Source organism: Sorangium sp. So ce375, assembly GCF_051473855.1.
Lineage (GTDB): Bacteria > Myxococcota_A > Polyangia > Polyangiales > Polyangiaceae > Sorangium.
This window is the reverse complement of record NZ_CP150335.1, coordinates 3,313,734-3,331,583: the sequence shown is the minus strand read 5'-3', so window position 1 is coordinate 3,331,583 and position 17,850 is coordinate 3,313,734. Positions and strand designations below refer to the sequence as shown.

The 17,850-nt window shown below is 71.4% G+C and carries 13 protein-coding genes; 7 read left to right on the top strand and 6 right to left on the bottom strand.

What is annotated here, in order from left to right; genetic code table 11:
• Positions 1 to 230 precede the first annotated feature (230 nt).
• From WME90_RS12645 to WME90_RS12630, 4 genes are all read right to left on the bottom strand, one after another.
• Complete coding sequence (locus WME90_RS12645; RefSeq protein WP_437283600.1) at positions 231 to 1,961, bottom strand: OmpA family protein; 1,731 nt, start codon at positions 1,959 to 1,961, stop codon at positions 231 to 233.
• Between the two features lie 610 nt (positions 1,962 to 2,571).
• A complete protein-coding gene (locus WME90_RS12640; protein ID WP_437281357.1) occupies positions 2,572 to 4,410 on the bottom strand; it encodes an IgGFc-binding protein in 1,839 nt (612 codons plus the stop codon).
• A gap of 301 nt (positions 4,411 to 4,711) precedes the next feature.
• Complete coding sequence (locus tag WME90_RS12635) at positions 4,712 to 5,740, bottom strand: cytochrome d ubiquinol oxidase subunit II (protein ID WP_437281356.1); 1,029 nt, start codon at positions 5,738 to 5,740, stop codon at positions 4,712 to 4,714.
• Positions 5,730 to 7,097, bottom strand: a complete 1,368-nt coding sequence (locus WME90_RS12630; RefSeq protein ID WP_437281355.1) for a cytochrome ubiquinol oxidase subunit I — start codon at positions 7,095 to 7,097, stop codon at positions 5,730 to 5,732. The genes WME90_RS12635 and WME90_RS12630 overlap by 11 nt, the downstream gene beginning before the upstream one ends.
• Before the next feature lie 154 nt (positions 7,098 to 7,251).
• Here WME90_RS12630 and WME90_RS12625 point away from each other — a divergent pair, with 154 nt between their 5' ends.
• Genes WME90_RS12625 through WME90_RS12615 form a run of 3 tightly spaced genes read left to right on the top strand, consistent with a single transcriptional unit; the run spans position 7,252 to position 10,391 of the window.
• Complete coding sequence (locus WME90_RS12625; RefSeq protein WP_437281354.1) at positions 7,252 to 8,562, top strand: thymidine phosphorylase; 1,311 nt, start codon at positions 7,252 to 7,254, stop codon at positions 8,560 to 8,562.
• A 49-nt stretch (positions 8,563 to 8,611) separates the two neighbouring features.
• On the top strand, positions 8,612 to 9,637 hold the full coding sequence (locus tag WME90_RS12620; RefSeq protein ID WP_437281353.1) for a sensor histidine kinase: 1,026 nt from the start codon (positions 8,612 to 8,614) through the stop codon (positions 9,635 to 9,637).
• 49 nt (positions 9,638 to 9,686) lie between these two features.
• Positions 9,687 to 10,391 (top strand): response regulator transcription factor, encoded by a 705-nt coding sequence (locus WME90_RS12615; RefSeq protein WP_437281352.1) that lies wholly within the window; start codon positions 9,687 to 9,689, stop codon positions 10,389 to 10,391.
• Positions 10,392 to 10,597: 206 nt separating this feature from the next.
• Here WME90_RS12615 and WME90_RS12610 read toward each other — a convergent pair whose 3' ends face one another.
• Both WME90_RS12610 and WME90_RS12605 read right to left on the bottom strand, forming a co-directional pair.
• Positions 10,598 to 11,038 carry a hypothetical protein gene (locus WME90_RS12610; RefSeq protein WP_437281351.1) on the bottom strand — a complete coding sequence of 147 codons (441 nt, stop codon included), beginning with the start codon at positions 11,036 to 11,038 and terminating at the stop codon, positions 10,598 to 10,600.
• Between the two features lie 129 nt (positions 11,039 to 11,167).
• Positions 11,168 to 11,635 (bottom strand): DUF3293 domain-containing protein, encoded by a 468-nt coding sequence (locus WME90_RS12605; RefSeq protein WP_012235064.1) that lies wholly within the window; start codon positions 11,633 to 11,635, stop codon positions 11,168 to 11,170.
• Positions 11,636 to 11,948: 313 nt separating this feature from the next.
• On the opposite strand from WME90_RS12605, the gene WME90_RS12600 reads away from it, so the two are divergent.
• Genes WME90_RS12600 through WME90_RS12585 form a run of 4 tightly spaced genes read left to right on the top strand, consistent with a single transcriptional unit; the run spans position 11,949 to position 17,822 of the window.
• On the top strand, positions 11,949 to 13,040 hold the full coding sequence (locus tag WME90_RS12600) for an ABC transporter ATP-binding protein (protein WP_437281350.1): 1,092 nt from the start codon (positions 11,949 to 11,951) through the stop codon (positions 13,038 to 13,040).
• Positions 13,037 to 13,783: an ABC transporter permease gene (locus WME90_RS12595; protein WP_437281349.1), complete on the top strand. Its 747-nt coding sequence runs from the start codon at positions 13,037 to 13,039 to the stop codon at positions 13,781 to 13,783. The genes WME90_RS12600 and WME90_RS12595 overlap by 4 nt, the downstream gene beginning before the upstream one ends.
• The gene (locus tag WME90_RS12590; RefSeq protein ID WP_437281348.1) at positions 13,783 to 15,471 is read left to right on the top strand and encodes a GldG family protein; all 1,689 of its coding nucleotides are present in this window, start codon (positions 13,783 to 13,785) and stop codon (positions 15,469 to 15,471) included. The genes WME90_RS12595 and WME90_RS12590 overlap by 1 nt, the downstream gene beginning before the upstream one ends.
• Positions 15,471 to 17,822 (top strand): DUF4340 domain-containing protein, encoded by a 2,352-nt coding sequence (locus WME90_RS12585; RefSeq protein ID WP_437281347.1) that lies wholly within the window; start codon positions 15,471 to 15,473, stop codon positions 17,820 to 17,822. The genes WME90_RS12590 and WME90_RS12585 overlap by 1 nt, the downstream gene beginning before the upstream one ends.
• Positions 17,823 to 17,850 lie beyond the last annotated feature (28 nt).

Sequence of the window (17,850 nt, the reverse complement as noted above, 5' to 3'; positions counted from 1 at the left end):
AGAGCACCGCCGCGCGAGCGTGGGGCACCGCCGCGCAAGCGTAGGGCGCCGCCGCGCGAGCGTGGGGCACCGCCGTGCGAGCGTAGGGCGCCGCCGTGCGAGCGCGCCCGCCGCCCCGGCCGACGCCGGCCGGCTCTGGCGGGCGACGCTTGCGTGCACATGACGAGGCATGTGCGCGCAAACGTCGCTCGATCTAGGGGGGAGGATCGGCCAGCCGCTCCGGTCGGAGCTTACCGGCCCTCGATCGACTGCGACTTGATATGGAACTCGACGCGCCGGTTGCGCTGCCGGCCTTCCGGCGTGTCGTTGGACACGAGCGGCCGGCGGGAGCCATAGCCGATGGAGGTGAGCCGCTCCGACTGAATGCCCTTGTTGATAAGGTAGACCCTGACCGCGATGGCGCGGTTGTGCGCGAGCCGGTCGTTGTAGTCGATGGTGCCCTGGTTGTCGGTGTGCCCTTCGATGCTGAGCAGCTTGATCTCCGGGTTCGCCTTGAGCAGGCGCACGACCTCGTCGAGGATCGGATAGCTCTGCGGGAGGATCCTGGAGCTGTCGAACTCGAACTCGACCTGCTTCATGATCTCGATCTCGGCGGAGCCCGTGATCCTGCGGATGTAGAAGGGGCAGCCGTTCTTCTCCGGGTCCTCGACGACGACCTGCCCCGGCTCCTTCGGGCACTTGTCGACCGCATCGGGGATGCCGTCCTGGTCCGCGTCCTCCTCGGGGCAGCCGTCGCGGTCGTCGATGCCGTCCTTGTCCTCGGGGTCGTCCGGGCACTTGTCGACGACGTCGGGGATGCCGTCGCCGTCGCGGTCGGGCATGTCTGGGCAGCCGTCGCTCGGCTTCGGCTGCTTGCCGTCCTCGGGGTCTTCCGGGCAGATGTCGATGACGTCGGGGTAGCCGTCGCCGTCGCTGTCCTTCTCCGCGGTGATCACGTAGTTGAAGCCGGGCGAGCGGGCGTCGGAGTCGGTGATGCCGAACGAGCCGCCGACGAGCGCGACCCCGCGAAAATCGGGCGCGTAGCCGCCGCTCATGCGGGAGCCGACGCCGGCGCCGACGTAGACCGCCTTGTCCTTGGTGAGGAACATCTTGCTGTTGAGCTGCCACTCGATGGGCGAGGCATCGAGCTCGCCCGCGGTCTCCTTGAGGAGGCCGAACGAGCCGAAGATCTCGGCACCGAGGCGGAGCCTGCCGTCCTGCAGCGGGACGTAGCCGCCGACGCCGTACGTGAGCTCGCTGCCGACGACGAGATCGTTGAGCGCCACGCGCGGCCGGAGCGCTACGCCGGTGTTCAGGGTGACGAAGAAATCCTTGAAGTCGTACTCGGCGCCGAGGCCGAACGAGCTGCTCACGCCCCGGTCGCCGGCGAAGGAGTAGTTGTTGCCGATGGGCACGAAGACGGCGCCGGTGACGCCCAGCCGGAAGCGGCGCTCATCGAGCTCCAGGGCGACGAGGCGCGCGTCGACCCGGAGGTCCATGGGGGCGGCGGTCTTCAGATCGACGCTCTGGTTGAGGCCGAGCTCGCGGTGGTAGGTCTGGTTGCCGTCCTGGAACACGACGATAGGGAACGAGACCTGGAGCGCGCCGCGCCCGAGGATCTCGACGCCCGCGTTCAGGTAGGTGATGAGCTGGGAGGTGACGGGCCCGTCGCCCTCGATCCGCTCCTCGATGGCGAGGTTGTCAACGTAGTTGTCGTCGCGGAGCGGGTGGACCGACACCCCCAGCCCGAGCTGCCCGAAGAACCGCGTCCGTTCCCCCATGTGCGGGCGCCAGACGCCGATCCCGTCGTCGGGGGCGCCGGCCATCCTGAGGCGATCGAGGTAGAAGGTCCGGTCCTGCGCGCGGGCGGCGGAGGGCGCGAGCGCGGCGAGGGCCGGCGCGGCCAGGGCCGCTGCGGTCAGCGCGCAGCGAAGGCGCGACGGGCGTCGCGGCGTACGGCCCGGCAGGTGTCGTCGATCCATCACGGTGAGCAGTCCTCCAAGCAACGCTCGAAAAACGAGGTTGACGCGGGCGTTCCGCCGCATGCGGGCCGGCGTCCGGGCGGGAGATTACTCGGGCCGGGGGAGGATGTCTCCTGGGTCGAACCAGGAGGTGGGAGGATCGGCGAGCGAAGGGGCGACTGTGTCCAGGGCGCGCGGGGTGGGCGGGCAAGCGGCGCTTCCGCGTCCGCAGCGCGGTGTGTAGCGTAGGGCGCGTGGTGAAGGTGAAAAGGCGACGCACCGGCCACGGCGCGGGCGCGCGGATGGCTCCGCTAGCGATTGCGGCCGGGATCACCAGCTGCGGCCTGGTGCTCGGGGCTTGACGACTTCGAGGACGCTCCTCGAGCGAGCGCCGGGGGAGGCGGCGCCGGTGGCGAGGGCGATTCGAGCTCGGGAACGGGGCGTTGCGCGCAAGACGAGCGCGACTGCGTCGGCGACACGCCCCGACAGTGCGCAGATGGCGAGTCGCCGGGCCCTCCTCCGGAGCGCCTATGCCGGCGCCGAGTCGTGGGCCGACGCCGTCCCCGCGCCCAGCAGGGCCGTGCCTATGGCGATGACCGGGCGCTTACGGCAATATCGGGACGAGAACTAGCTAGTTGGCAATGGGCGGAATCTCGACCTCGTTGATGGGCAGGAACCCAGCACCGGCAGGGTAAGCGTAGGAAACACGATAGTTTTGCTGAATCGCGCCCCACCCCCATACCGTGACCCCGAAGGGAAGGTCGCTCCGCATCTCGTGCCGGCCATTGGCACAATCACCTACAGGATCGAAGTTCCCCGTGGTAATATCGACGACGGTGTACTCGTACTCTCCGTCGCCGACCGGTGTCCACCCGGTGAGCTTGCCTGCGCAGTCCAGCTCGACGTCGGCGAACTCGTTATTCAGCCTGGAACGGGTGCGGACGACGACGAGGCTCGTCTCGGGGTAGGTCGGATCTGTGAAGAACACATAGTAATCCAGGAATTGAGACGGCGGGACCACATTGACCCAATCCGGATCGCCGATGTTCGTGTATGCGCTACCGCCGGTCATGTACTGACCGACATAGAACGGATGATTCACGTCCTGGCTCTTGACGACAAATGGCCCGCCACTATCGAACTGATACACTTCACCGAGCTTGATGGTATCCGGCGCGCCCTCCGGCTTGGCCGGCTCCCAGGTGAGCTTCGTATCGTCCACCATGCCTACGATCCGCCAGGGCGGCGACTCCTCGCGATCCGCGATGCGGTTCCGGTAGCGGACCGACACGTACTCGCTCCCGGTAGCCCGAACCGGCGCGATCTGCTGTTGACCTGAATCGCAGTCGGCGACACCGTTCGGCACGACCATGCAAGCATGGGCTCCGAAGAGGCCGATGGGCTTCGTCGACTCGATAGGGCTGCCAGTCAGCTCTTCCGCCTGGGTAATCTGCAGGAATTCACCGGCGTTCAACCGGTAAGTCTTCGCCACACCTTGTTCGGCCCCCTCGACATCGGTGCTCTCCTGAATATTCACCTTCGGCAAGAGAGTCACATCCGTCTCATCCTGATGGGCGACGATGGCCAGCGAGGGAAACGCACCGCGGTAGGCGGCCGAGTCTGATGACGAGTAGCCGTTGATGGCGACGTAATTGGTGTGCCAGGCGCTGGTCGGCAAGAGCAAGGTCGCGGAGGTGATGGCGGCCTGCCCTCCGCCGTAGGGCAGCATCTGATAGGCTACGACTGGATAGTCGGTCGTGATGTGAAACGCTGTCCCACGACCGGTGCCATCGACACCGGTCTCCTCATCTAACGCGCCCGGCTTAGGACAATCAACGACGCTCGATCCCGCAGAGAGCCTCGAGAGGAACAGGACAGCGACCTCTCCGACGCCGAGCCCAGCGACCGGATCGTAGGGCTTATACTGGATGTCTTCGATGGCACCTTGCCCCTCCGGAATGTAGGCGAAGTTCTCTACTTGAAGCGGCTGCCCACCGCGCTCAACATTGATATGGACCGGCAGGTCCCACGTGTTCGCGACGATCGCGGAGAAACAGGCCCCCTGAGCGGTCGGACGGAGGGCCGTCTTGAGCGCCCAATAGTCGCATCCGTACGAGCTCTTCGACCTCTCCGCGGCCTCGCACGGGTTGGGCACGCACACCGCGTTGACGCAGCCCTCGTCAGGCTTGCACTCCTCGACCGTCACGCCATTGCAGCTGATGACCTTCTTCAGATCGTTGGAGCAGGTGTACTCGCACCGCCCCCCCTCCCCGAAGGCCCCCGTGCTCCCCGCCTCCCCGCCCGCACCACCGCTGGTGGCGCCGCCGCCGGTCCCGGTGGGGCCCGAGCCGGAGCCGGTGAGCGCGTGACGGTACGAGTCCGTGCACGCGGCGAACGAGCCCGTCACACCGGCTGTCGCTGCAAGTAACCCCACAATTGCGTGTCGACGGTATCTAGCCATGTTCGCCATCTCTACAGGGCTCCTTCCCCCACAAGCATCCTGAAAACTTCGCGCCTGCAAGCGTAACACGGTTCGCCCGCCATGGGGAGGCCCGCGAAAGCGCTCGCATTTTTTCGGGGGAGCCGCGAGAGCGGGTTGCAGGTCCCAGGAATGCAATAGGCAGCCGGCATCGCGCCATCACCCTCTGGCGTCCGGACGGACAGAGAGCCGCTGTTCCGCTCGCCGTCCTCACGCCTCTCTTGCGGGTAGGTCGAGGTGGTCCGTCAATTTCGGCTCCCGCGACTTCCACGTACGTCGGCCCCACTCCCGCTCAGTGCTCGTCGTCCCCGTCCGATGCCGCCCCCGCCCGTCCGCTGCCGAAGACACGGAAGAGCACGTACAGCGAAGGGAACAACAGCACGGATCCGACGCCGAGCACCCAGACAAGCAATCCCAACGTCCTCGGGTTCGCCGCTGCACCCGCGAGCGTCACGTCCGGTACCACGAGGAACGGGTACTGCGAAGCCGCCCAGCCGAGCAGTATCAGGGTGACCTGCGCCACCGCCGCGAGACGCGCCAGACGGAAACGGCGGGTCCACAGCCCGAAGAACGCCGCGATGGCCGCGAGGCCCGTCGTGACGTGGAGCGGCCACGTGATCGGATGATCCGTCAACCCCTCTCGGATGAGCGGGGCGCCCCGGAACGACGCCGCGAACGACGCCAGCGCGAGCGCCGCCACCACGCAGCCCGAGGCGAGCGCGCGGCGCCGGAAGTCGTCGATCAGCGCAGGCTCCTTCGCCTCGTTCGTGAGGTACACCGCCGCGAGGAACGCGAACAGCGCCAGGGCGAACAGCCCGACAACGAACGGAAACAGCGAGAGCCACGGCGCAAAGAAGCCGCTCGTCACCACCCCCGACGAGACCCGGATCCGCCCGGACGCCACCGCGCCGACGATCATGCCGAGCAGCACCGGCGCGGTCACGCTCGCGAGCGAGAAGACGAACCCCCAGCGCTTCTGCCGCCGATCCCCGCGAGCGTCGTAGCTGCGGAAGCTGAACGCCGAGCCGCGGAACACGACGCCCACGAGGAACAGCGTGATGGGGACGTGCAGCGCGATCGAGATCGCCGCAAACGCGGGAGGAAACGCGGTGAAGAGCAGCACCACGACCAGGATGAGCCACACGTGGTTGGCCTCCCAGATCGGGCCGATGACCCGCTCGATGAGCGCTCGCTGCTCCCGCTTCCGCGGGCCAGAGGCGAGCAGATCCCACACGCCACCGCCAAAATCGGCGCCCCCGAGCAGCGCGTACAGCACGAGCGCCGCGACCATCACCCCGCCGAGGAACCACTCAGTGCGCATCGGCCTCGCCTCCCCCGGACGCGTCGTCCGACGCGCGCGGCGCGGCGCCGCCGCCCGTCACCCCGAGCGGCGCCGCGCGCAGCTGGCGCACGAGCAGGTAGACCACCACCACGCCGAGGAAGACATAGAGCACCGTAAACGTCCAGAAGGGCGCCGCGAGGTGCGGGAACGGGGTCACGGCGTCGCGGGTGCGCATCGCGCCCCGCACGATCCACGGCTGGCGCCCGAGCTCCGTCACAAGCCAGCCGGCCTCCATCGCCACGATGCCGAGCGGGCTCGCCAGGATCGCCGCCCACAGGAACGGGCGCTGATCCGGGATCCCCTTGCGGCGCCACGCGAGCGCCGCCCCGACCACCGCGAGCAGCGCCATCGCGGAGCCCGCGGCCACCATCACCTGAAACGAGAGGTGCGTCGCCGCGACCGGCGGCCACTCGTCGCGCGGGACCGCGTCGAGCCCAGGCACCACAGCGTCAGGATCCCCGTGCAGGAACACCGAGAGCCCCGCCGGGATCTCGATCGCGTAGTCGACCTCGCCCCGCTCGACGTCAGGCAAGCCGCCGATGAGGAGCGGCGCGCGGGCCGAGGTCTCGAAGTGCGCCTCCATCGCCGCGAGCTTGTCGGGCTGCCCCTCCCCGACCTCCACCGCCGCATAGTGCCCGACGAGCGGCTGCGCCAGCGCCGTCACGCCGGCGATCGCGAGCGTCACCGCGAACGCCTTGCGGAACAGCGGGCTCGACGGGTGCCGCAGGAGCACCAGCGCGTGGATCCCCATCATCACGAACGCCGTCGCCTGATAACACGCGAGGATGCCGTGCAGCGTCTCGTGCTTCCACGGCGGGCTGAACATCGCCACGACCGGGTCGATGTCCGCCGGGCGCCCGTCCACCATGGTGAAGCCGGCGGGGTCGTTCATGCAGGCGTTCACCAGGATCACGAAGAACGCCGACAGCGCGCCGCTCAGCGCGACCAGCGCGCCCGAGAGCAGGTGCAGCCTCGGCGGGAGCTTGCCGCGCCCGTAGAGATAGATGCCGAGGAAGATCGCCTCGGTGAAGAACGCGAACCCCTCGAGCGAGAACGGGAGCCCGATCACCTCGCCGAACGTGCCCATGAAGCTCGGCCACAGGAGCCCGAGCTCGAACGAGAGCACCGTCCCCGACACGGCGCCGACGGCGAACAGGATCGCCGTCCCCTTCGCCATGCGCTTCGAGAACTCGAGGTAGTCTCGATCGCCCGTCCGGTGCCAGAGCGCGTCCGCGATGACCATGATCAGCGGCAGCGCCACCCCGGCGGCGGCGAAGATCATGTGAAACGCCAGCGACAGGCCCATCTGGGCCCGGGCGTAGAGGAGGCTGTTCATGAGGCCCAGTGCGGCTCCCTTCTCTCGCGCGACCGCGAACGGCGCCGTGCCCGCTCCTGCGGGGACGGCCGGCGCGCTCCCGCCGACCATAGGGGGGCCCGCGCCTGGGACAAATAGGGGCGAACCCGGCTTTGCTCGACTAAGCTCGACGGCGATGCAGACCCTTGTCGAGCTCGTCGCGAAGAAGCGCGACGGCGGGCGGCTGTCCGAGGACGAGATCGCGCGGATCGTCCGCGCCCACGGCGACGGCGAGCTCGCCGACTACCAGATGGCCGCGCTGCTCATGGCGATCTTCTTCCGCGGCATGGACGACGCCGAGACCGTCGCGCTCACGCGCGCGATGCTCCACTCGGGCGACGTCCTCGACCTGTCGGGCGTGCCCGGGCGGAAGGTCGACAAGCACTCGACCGGCGGCGTCGGTGACAAAGTCTCGATCTGCCTCGCCCCCCTCGTCGCGGCCTGCGGCGTCCCCGTCCCGATGGTGTCCGGCCGCGGCCTCGGCCACACCGGCGGCACGCTCGACAAGCTCGAGGCGATCCCGGGGTTCGACGTCGCGCTCGGCGTCGACGCGTTCGCGCGCATCGTCCGCGAGGTGGGGACGTGCATGATCGGGCAGACCGAGCGCATCGCGCCCGCGGACAAGCGGATCTACGCGCTGCGCGACGTGACCGCGACGGTCGAGTCGATCCCGCTCATCGTCGCGAGCATCCTCTCGAAGAAGCTCGCGGAGGGCATCGACGCGCTCGTGCTCGACGTGAAGGTCGGGCGCGGCGCGTTCATGAAGACCCTCGGCGACGCCCGCGCCCTCGCGACCGCGCTCGTGCGCGTCGGGACCGCGGCCGGCAAGCGCGTCTCCGCGCTGCTCACCGACATGAGCGCCCCGCTCGGGCGCACCGTCGGCAACGCGATCGAGACCCGCGAGGCGATCGAGGTGCTGCACGGCCGCGGGCCGGGCGACCTCGTCGCGTGCACGCTCGCGCTCGGGGAGGAGATGCTGATCGCCGGCGGCGCGGCGGCGAGCGCGGCCGAGGCGCGGGCGAAGCTCGACGCCGCCGTCGCGAGCGGCGCGGCGGCCGAGGTCTTCGCCCGGATGATCGCCGCGCAGAAGGGCGATCCGGCCGTGGTGCAGGACCCCGGCCGGCTGCCCCGCGCCCCCGTCGTGATCGAGGTCGGCGCGCAGGACGAGGGGTACGTCACCGCGGTCGATCCGCTGGAGATCGGCCTCTCGGCCGTCGCGCTCGGCGCCGGACGGACGCGCGCCGACCAGCGCGTGGACCCCGCCGTGGGAATCGAGCTCGCCGCCGTGCGCGGCGATCGCGTGGACCGCGGGGCGCCCCTCGCCCTCATCCATGCGCGCCGGGCGGACGAAGGGCAGGCCGCGGCCGATCGCGTCCGCGCCGCCTTCCGGCTAGGCCCGGCGCCCGCCGAGGCGCCCGCGCTCGTGCTGGAGCGGATCGAGGCATAGCCGCGCGCGGACGGTCGCCGGCGGCGCGTGGCCCCACTAAGCTGCCGGCATGCGGACCCCGAGGCGCGACCTCACCACGCTCGGCTACCGGCGGATCATCCAGCTCCTCGTCTACCTGGTGATCGTCCCCGGCGTGCTCCTGTCGGGCGTCGGCTTCCTCCTGCTCGTCCTCGGCGAGGCCAAGTACAACCTCATCATGGGGATCCTTGTCCTCACGTTCTGCGGGACGCTGGCGACCGGGGTCATCCTCGTGTGGGTCTTCCTCCGGCGCGAGCGCAACCTGTCCGAGCTCCAGGCCGATTTCGTGTCCAAGGTCTCGCACGAGCTGCGCACGCCGCTCACGTCGATCCGGATGTTCACCGAGACCCTCACGCTCCGGCGCGGCGACGCGGTCAGCGAGGATCGCTGCATCGAGGCGCTCACGAAGGAGAGCGCCCGCCTCCAGCAGCTCATCGATCGGCTGCTCGACTGGGGGCGGATGGAAAGCGGCCGGCGCGTCTACGAGCTCTCGGAGCACCACCTCGGGGAGATCGCCGACGAGGCGATCCACGCCTTCGAGCCGACCCGCGAGAAGCGCAGCGTCGACCTCGACGTCTCCATCGACGCGAACCTCCCGCCCGTGCTCTGCGATCGCAGCGCGCTCGTCGACGCGATCGTGAACCTCCTCTCGAACGCCTACAAGTACGGCGGTCAGCCGAGGAAGATCAGCGTCTCCGCCCATGTCCTCAACAGGTCGGCGCTGCTCACGGTCCGCGACAACGGCAAGGGCATCGCCCGCGCGGAGCACAAGCGGATCTTCGAGAAGTTCTACCGGGTCGACGATCTCCTGGCCCGGCAGCAGGAAGGCTCCGGGCTCGGGCTGTCGATCGTCAAGCACGTCGTCCGCGCGCACAGGGGCAAGATCCTCGTCGACAGCGAGCCCGGGAAGGGCAGCACGTTCACCCTCGTGCTCCCACTCCGGGGCACGCCCAAGGCGGGCGCCGTCGAGCGACGCACGAAGGACGCCGCGCCCGCGGTCGCCGCGGCGCGCCGCGACGCGGCCGATCACGGCGCCGACGCGAGCGCGCCGCCGTAGCGCGGCCGCCGCCGGTCAGGACATGGACATGCTAGAGGACCTCCTCAGCATGACCCGAACCCCTCAGACACCGGCGCGGACCGTCCTGCTCGTGGAGGACGACCCCAGCATCGCGATGGGTCTCGAGATGAACCTGACCGCGGAGGGCTACAGCGTCGTCGTGGCCGAGGACGGCGAGCGCGGGCTCGCGGTCGCCCGCGGCGGCGGGATCGATCTCGTCATCATCGACGTGATGCTCCCCCGCTTGAACGGCTTCGAGCTGCTCCGCATGCTCCGGAGCGAGCGGCACACCCTGCCGGTGATCATGCTGTCCGCGCGCGGCGCCGAGATGGACAAGGTGATGGGCCTCGAGCTCGGCGCCGAGGACTACATCACGAAGCCCTTCAGCCTGGCCGAGCTGCTCGCCCGCGTGAAGGCCGTGCTCCGGCGCGACGCGATCGCGCGCGCTGACGGGGCGCAGCTGCGCGCGGGCGACATCGTGATCAACGCGGCGACGCGCGAGGTCCGCCGCGGCAACGCGCTGATCGAGCTGACGGCGACCGAGTTCGACGTGCTGCTCTGCCTCGCCGAGGCGGGCGGCCGGGTGCTGTCGAGGGAGCAGATCCAGGCCAAGGTCTGGGGCCCGACGCACCACGGGACGCCGCGCACCATCGACAATTTCATCCTCCAGCTCCGCAACAAGCTGGAAGAGAACGCGACGACGCCGCGCCACCTCCTGACGGTGCGCGGCGTCGGCTATCGCTTCGTCCCCTGATCGCAGGCGCTAGAGCGGCGGTCACCCGCGTCGGATACGGGCCCATCTCGACGTTTTCGGTGCTCAGCGCACAGGAGTGCGCTTCCGCGCCGAAAACGCCGATCTGGGCCCGTCTCCTGTGCGGGTGACCGCCGCTCTAAGGCCGCGCCGCCCGGCGGCCCGGGCGCGCCGCGATCGAAGAGGGAGCCCTTCGGGGGCGCCCCCCGTCAGGGGGCCTGACAGAACTTGTTGATGTTGTCGACGAGGGGATCTTCCTGCTTGATCGCCTTCTCGATCGCGGCCTGGGCGGTGTTGCTCTTCTCGGCGTCGTTGGCGTCCGCCGCGGTCGCGAGATCGCGCGCCGCTTTGGCGACGTCCTTCGCCATGGCCTGGTACTCGCCCGAGAACTTCTGCAGCTCCGGCGTGGTCAGCTTCACCTGCGCCGCGTCGGCCGCCACCTTGTCCATCGCATCGGCCATCGCCTTCAGCTCGCTCGACCCGCCCTGCTCGGTGCCGGCCTTCGTGCCTTTCTCGATGCTCTGAACGCCCTTGTTGATGACCTCGATGAGCGCGTTGCACTCCGAGACCTTGTTCTGGCCGCAGCCGCCAGCGCCGGCGACGAGCCCGAGCGCCGCGACGAGCGCTGCGAGGGTGACCTGGGTGCGCATTCTGCTGTGTCTCCTCATGTGGTGAGCGAGGCCGGTCCGCCCATCCCTAAACGCCAAGGCATGAACCCACATTTTGCGGGTACGTTTCAACATGGAATCGGCGATCCGCGTCCGCGGGGGCCGCTCCGGTCAGGAGCGCACCCGCCAGTTGCCCTGGAAAGTTCGGCCGATGTCGTCTGCTGTCGGATCCGTGATGATGAGCTCCGGCCGGCCGCCTTGCGCGAACACGATCGTGTTCTGCCGGAAGACGCGGCCGAAGGCGATCGCCTCGTCCCGGTCCATGCCGTGGACGAGCCAGGCCGGCTCACGCCAGATGCCCTCCGGCTCCGCCTCGGAGCCGACGCACGGCTCGACCCGGTAGCAGCCGAGGATCAGGAGATCGCGGAGGACGTGGTGGCGCTGATCGTTGACCCGGCGGGGAATGAGCATCGACCGCGGGTTGTAGGCGGTGAGCACCGCGAACTTGCGGGTCAGGAGCTCGGGGAGCCCGGCCTGATCCTGGACGATCTCGCCGTCCAGCGAGACGCGCAGCGTCCCTGCCGGCGTGGGAAACTCGTAGATGGTCGAGAAATACGACCGGAGGAGCGTCTGATCCATGGTGCAGCGGTGAGTGTGAGGGGGCCGCTGCGCTCGGCGCACCGGGTGCGTCGCCTTGCAGAGGGGCCCATGGCGTGAGCGCCCGGGCCGCCGGGCGCGACGGCGCAGGGTTACCAGAGACGCGCGGCTCTGGCTACTCGCCGGCGTCCATCGTCGCGCTCGTCGTCGTGCGCTTCGTCCCCAAAGCGCGCCAGAGCCCGGCGCGCGCTTCCCCTGCCCCGCCCGGTGCGCTAAGCGTTCCGCGCGATCGACCGGCCTGCCCGCGCGCACCGCGCCGCGCCGGCGGCCCTGACCCCTTGCGCCCGATGCCACGATGATCGAGGTCGAGCACCTCTCCAAGTCCTACGGTTCCCACCAGGCGGTGAGCGACCTCTCGTTCCAGGTGAGCCAGGGGGAGATCGTCGGGTTCCTCGGGCCGAACGGCGCAGGCAAGAGCACGACCCTCCGCATCCTCGCGGGGTTCCTCGGGGCGACGTCCGGCCGGGTGCGGGTCGCCGGCCACGACATCGCCGAGGAGCCGATGCGCGCGCGGGCCGCGCTCGGGTACATGCCCGAGACGTCGCCGCTCTATCCGGAGATGCGCGTGTCGGAGTACCTCGCGTTCCGCGCCGAGCTCAAGCTCGTGCCGCGACGCGCGCGCCGCGAGGCGGTCGCGCGCGCCCTCCGCGACGCGCGCGTCGAGGACGTCGCGAGCGTCCTGATCGGCCACCTCTCGAAGGGCTACCGCCAGCGCGTCGGCCTCGCGGACGCGCTCGTCGGCGACCCGCCGCTGCTCATCCTGGACGAGCCGACGGCGGGCCTCGATCCGAACCAGATCCGCGAGGTGCGCGCGCTCGTGCGCCGGCTCGGCCGGGACCGCACCGTGCTCCTCTCGACGCACATCCTCTCCGAGGTCGAGGCGACGTGCACGCGGGCGCTCGTGATCGCCCGCGGGAGGCTCATCGCAGAGGGGTCGATCGACGAGATCCGCGCGATGCGCCGGTCGTCCGGCGTGCGCGTCGTCGTGCGGGGAGCGGCGGACGCGGCGCTCGCGGCGGCCCGCGGCGCGGCGGGGGTCCGCTCGGCGGAAGCGGAAGCGGAGGCCGCCGGCGACGCGGCGCGGCTCACGGTGGAGTTCGACGCGGGCGCCGACGCGGGCGAGGCCGCCGAGCGCCTCGTGGCCGCGCTCGTCGGCGCGGGCTTCGGCGTGCGCGAGCTCGTGCCCCACGCGCCTTCGCTGGAGCAGGTCTTCTCGGAGCTGACCGCGGCCGACGACGCTGACGCGCGGAGCGCGCGGGGCGTCGACGGAGACCCGGCCGAGCCCGGAGCGGACGGCGGCGAGGCGCCTCGGCCGGCGGTCCGCAAGCCGAAAAAGAGCGGCGCGCTGCGGCGCGGCGCGGGCGGCGCGGCGAAGGAGCGGCGGTGAGGGGCTTCTGGCCGATCTTCAAGCGAGAGCTCTTCTCGCTCTTCGTGACGCCGCTCGCGTGGGTGCTCATCACCACGTTCCTGCTCGTGCAGGGCGTGCACTTCTTCCTGATCGCGACCCAGTTCGCGGGCGAGGTGGAGCTCTCCGCCGACACAGGCCCGGTGCAGGTCTTCTTCGGCCAGACGATCCTGATCTACCTGCCGCTGCTCTTCGTCTGCCCGCTGCTCACGATGCGCCTCCTCGCGGAGGAGCGCAGGAGCGGCACGATCGAGGCGCTCCTCACGGCGCCGGTCAGCTCCGCGGGCGTGGTGCTGGCGAAGTACGCCGCGGCGCTCGTGACGTACGTCGCCATGTGGGCGCCGACGCTGCTCTACGTGGTCCTCATCGGCCGGACGGGCGAGCTCGACTGGCGGGTCGTGGGGGCGAGCTACCTCGCCGTCTTCGCGGTCGGCGCCGGCTACCTCGCGATCGGGACGATGACCAGCGCGCTCACGAAGAGCCAGCTCATGGCCGCGGTGCTCAGCACGATGGCGGTGATGGGCCTGTTCATCCTCGGCATCGGCGAGTTCATCTTCCCGGACGGCCCGGCGCACGACCTCTGCGCCTACATCTCGGTGTGGACGCAGATGAACGATTTTTCCCGTGGGATCGTGGATCTGCGCCGCCTCGTGTTCGACGGGACGGTGATCGCGCTGCCGCTGTTCGTGACCGTGCGCGCGGTGGACGCGTGGAGGTGGGGCTGATGTCCGGAGAGCGGCCCGCGCAGGCCGGGGCTCCGCCGCCGGGCACGTCGCTCGGCGAGAAGGTCTCGGTGAGCATCGGGATCATCGCGGCGATGGTGCTCGCGGTGCTCGTCAACTTGCTCGTCGCCCGCCATTACAAGCGCTGGGACTGGACGCAGGGCGGCCTGTACACGCTGAGCGACGCGACCGTCTCGACCCTGCGCTCGATCGAGGAGCCGATCCGCGTCTACGTCCTGCTCTCCGAGGGCGACCCCCTGACGCTGTCGGTGCGGCACCAGCTCGACGCGTACCGGGCCGAGAACCCGCGGATCGAGGTCCAGGTGACCGATCCCGACCGGCGCCCCGCGGAGTTCCTGGCGGTGCAGCAGCGCTACGGCGTCGTCGCGGGCAAGACGGAGGACGGGCGCATCGTCACGGACGCGGCGATCATCGTCGCGCGCGGCGATCGGCCCCATTTCCTGACCGCGAGCGACCTGGTCGAGGTCGAGGACGAGGACGACCTGCGGTCGCGCCCGCGGCTCGAGCAGGCGCTGACCGGCGCGATCCGGAGCGTCCTGCGCAGCGAGCGGCCGATGGTCTGCTTCGCGACCGGGCACGGCGAGAAGTCGATCGAGGCCGGCGGAGCCGGCGGGCTCGCGGCGCTCAAGGACCGGCTCAACAAGAACAACTACGAGGTCGCGGAGCTCGGCGGCGGCCGCGGCGACGACGGACACGGCGACGAGGAGGAGGCCCGCGCCGCGCCGGCGGAGCCCGCGCCGGAGGTCGATCTCGGCCGCTGCCGTGTCCTCGTCCTCGCCGGGCCGAGCCAGCCGGTGCCGGCCAGCGACGTGGCCCGCTACCGCGCGTTCATCGAGAAGGGCGGCAGCGCGCTGCTCGCGCTCGGCCCCGTTCCGGACGAGAGCGATCAGCAGTACGTGGATCTCGGGCTCTCGAGCCTGCTCGCCGTCGCGGGGGTCGAGCTCCGGTCGGACTTCGTGTTCGAGCTCGACCCGAAGCTCCGCTCGACGCAGGGCTTCGGCGAGACCTTCTCGCCGATCGTAAGGCCACACCCGATCACCGAAGGTCTCGTCAAGGCGGCCGATCATGGGCTCGGGCCGGTGCTCACCGTGGCGAGCTCGCTCGCGTCCACGGCGAGCGGGCCGGTGGTCCCGGCGCCCCTGCTCGTGACGAGCGACAGCGCCTTCGGCATGGTCGATTTCTTCGGCTGGGCCCGGGACCCGTCCGAGCCGAAGCCGCGCGACGGCGATCACCCAGGACCGCTCACGGTCGCGTGCGCCTCGGAGCTGCCCAAGCCCGCGGGATCCAGCGCCGCGCACGGGCCGCGCGTCGTGGTGGTCGGCTCGCCCGGCGTGCTCTACGGCGCGAACTGGCAGAGCCCCGAGCTCCGCGGGACGGCCGTGTTCGTCGAGAGCGCGCTGTCCTGGCTCGCCGCGAGCCCGCCCATGCTCGACATCCCCGACAAGCCGTCGGTCACGGCGGGCCTGCGGATCAGCGAGGACTCGCTCGCGGGGATCTTCCGCTACGTCGTCGTGTACATGCCGCTCGCCGCGGCCCTCCTCGGCCTCGCCGTGTACCTCGCGCGGCGCGGCGCCGAGCGCCGCCCCGGCGACAAGGGGGGCCCCGGCTCGCCGGCCGGCCGCGGCGCGCGCGGCGCGTCGGCCGAGGCCGAGCGCGAAGGACCGCCGTGATGCGGCCCCTCCGCCGGCACGCGACGACGTTGCTCCTTGTCGCGCTCGCCGCCGCGGCGGCCATCGCGCTGTTCGTGCTCGACCGGGGCTCGGTGTCCACCGACGAGGCCGGGCGCCGCAAGAAGCACCTGTTCGAGGCGTGGCGGCCCGACGAGATCACCGAGCTCACCGTGACGATGGCGTTGCCCGGAGCGCCGCCCGGCGCGCAGCAGACCGCGCGGCTCACCCGCGGCGAGCCCGACGACGCGGGTCAGCGCGCCTGGAACGTCGAGATCGACGGGCAGCGTTACCCGGCCGACGAGCCCACGGTCGACCAGCTCCTCGGCACGCTCGAGTTCGCGACCGCGGAGCGCCGCGTCTCCGCCGAGGCGAGCGACCCGGCCGCCCTCGGCCTGGCCTCGCCCAGGATCTCGATCGCGCTCGCGATGGGCCCGCGCCGCGAACGCCTGCTGCTCGGCGCCGGCGCCCCCACGCCGCCCGGCGCTGTCTACGCCGAGGTCGCGGGCCGCGGCGTCTTCGTCATCACGAAGCAGCTCGCCGCGGCCCTCGACGTGCCTCCGGATCGCTTCCGCTCGCGGAGCTTCGTGCCCTACGTCGCCGCGGAGCTCTCGGGCCTCACGCTCGACGGCGACGGCGGCTCCCGGCGTTTCTCGCGCGCCCCCTGGGGCGGCGGCCGTGGGGCCGGCTTCCGCTTCGAGGAGGGCTCGCCCGAGGGCAGCGGCGTCCGGGTCAGCGCGCCGGCGCTCGACCTCGTGCTCTCGGCGCTCGATCGCATGCAGGCCGAGGCGTTCCTCTCCGAGGAGGAAGCGCAGCAGGCCGCGGCCTCCGGCGGCCCCCGGGTCACGCTGACGCTGAAGCCGAGCGATCCCTCGGCGAAGCGCGGCGTGATCGACGTCGGCGGCGCTTGCCCAGGCCGGCCCGACCACGTCGTCGCGGTGCGGCGCGAGCCCACGCGCGCGGCCGCCTGCGTGCCCGCGAGCGTGCTCGACCCGCTCACCGAGGAGGCGTCGCGCTTCGTCGATCTCGCGCTCGTCGCCGCCCCGCTCGACGAGATCGCCGAGGTGAAGCTCGTTGCCGGCGAGCGCTCGTTGGAGCTCGCGCGCACCGGGAGCGAGTGGCACCTGCGGGCCCCGGAGGACCGGCCTGTCCCGACGGAGACGGGCCGCGCCCTGGCCCAGGCGATCCTCGACGTCCGCGCCACCCGCCTCCTGCCCGGGGCCAGCGATCTCGAGGCGCTCGGCCTCGCCCCGCCCCGGGCCACCCTCCGCGTGGTCTCGACGCCGCCCAGGGCGACCGACGAGGGCGAGCCGCAGGAGCGGATCGAGACGCTCGAGATCGGCGCCGAGCGAGAGGGCATGGTGCACGTCCGGCGGCTCGAGGACGGCGCGATCGCCGAAATCCCGGCCCTGGCCGCCGGCGCGCTCCTCCCCTCCGACGTGTCGTTGCGCTCGATGAAGGTGTTCGATTTCGCGCCCGACCAGATCAGCGCGCTGCGCGTCGAGCGCCACGGCCAGGTCCAGCGGCTCCGCCGGACGGGGGACGGCGCCTGGCGCCTCGTCGAGCCGAGCGGCGAGGGCCTGGCGGCCGACGGCGGGTTGGCTGACGAGCTCGCCGAGCAGCTCGCCGACCTCCAGGCCGAGCGCTGGGTCGCCGCGGGCGCCGGCCAGGGCTATGGGCTCGGCGCGCCCCGGCTCGTCGTCGAGGCCGAGCTCGGCCCCGGGCCGGAGCCCGGCGAGGGGACCGCCGGCTCGGCGACACACACGGCCCGCGTGGACCTTGGCGCGCGCGCCGGCGCGGGCTCCTTCGCGCGCACCGGAGACGGCGCCACCGTGTTCATCGCGCCGCCGGCGATCGAGGCCGCGGCCGATCGCCTGCTGCTCCGCCGCGACGTCTTCCTCGTCCCGCCTGACGAGCTCGCTCGGGTGACGCTGGTCCCTCAGGGAGCGAAGCCGGTGGTGATCGAGCGCTCGCCGGATGGCTTCACCCTCGTGGGAGCGGCCGATCCGGCGAGCGCCACCGCGACGGCCGCAAGCGTCCGGGACGCGCTCGCCGACCTCCGGGCCGAGGGCGCCGTCGCGCTGGGCGAGCCGGAGCGGCACCATGGCCTCAGCCCGCCGCGCCTCCGGATCACCGTCGAGCTCTCCCGGCCACGGGCCGCGCCGGCGGGTGACGGCGACGCGGGCCCGCTGCGTGCGCCGACGGGGTCCTTCACGATCGCGATCGGCGCGGGCGACGTCTACCGCGGCACGAACGTCGTCTATGCCAGGCGCGATGGCGTGCGAGCGGTCTACGCCATCGCCCAGTCCCGGGTGCGACCGCTCCTCCAGGCGGCGGGCGCCGCGGGCGACTGAGCGGCCCGCGGCCCCGAGCGAACGGACT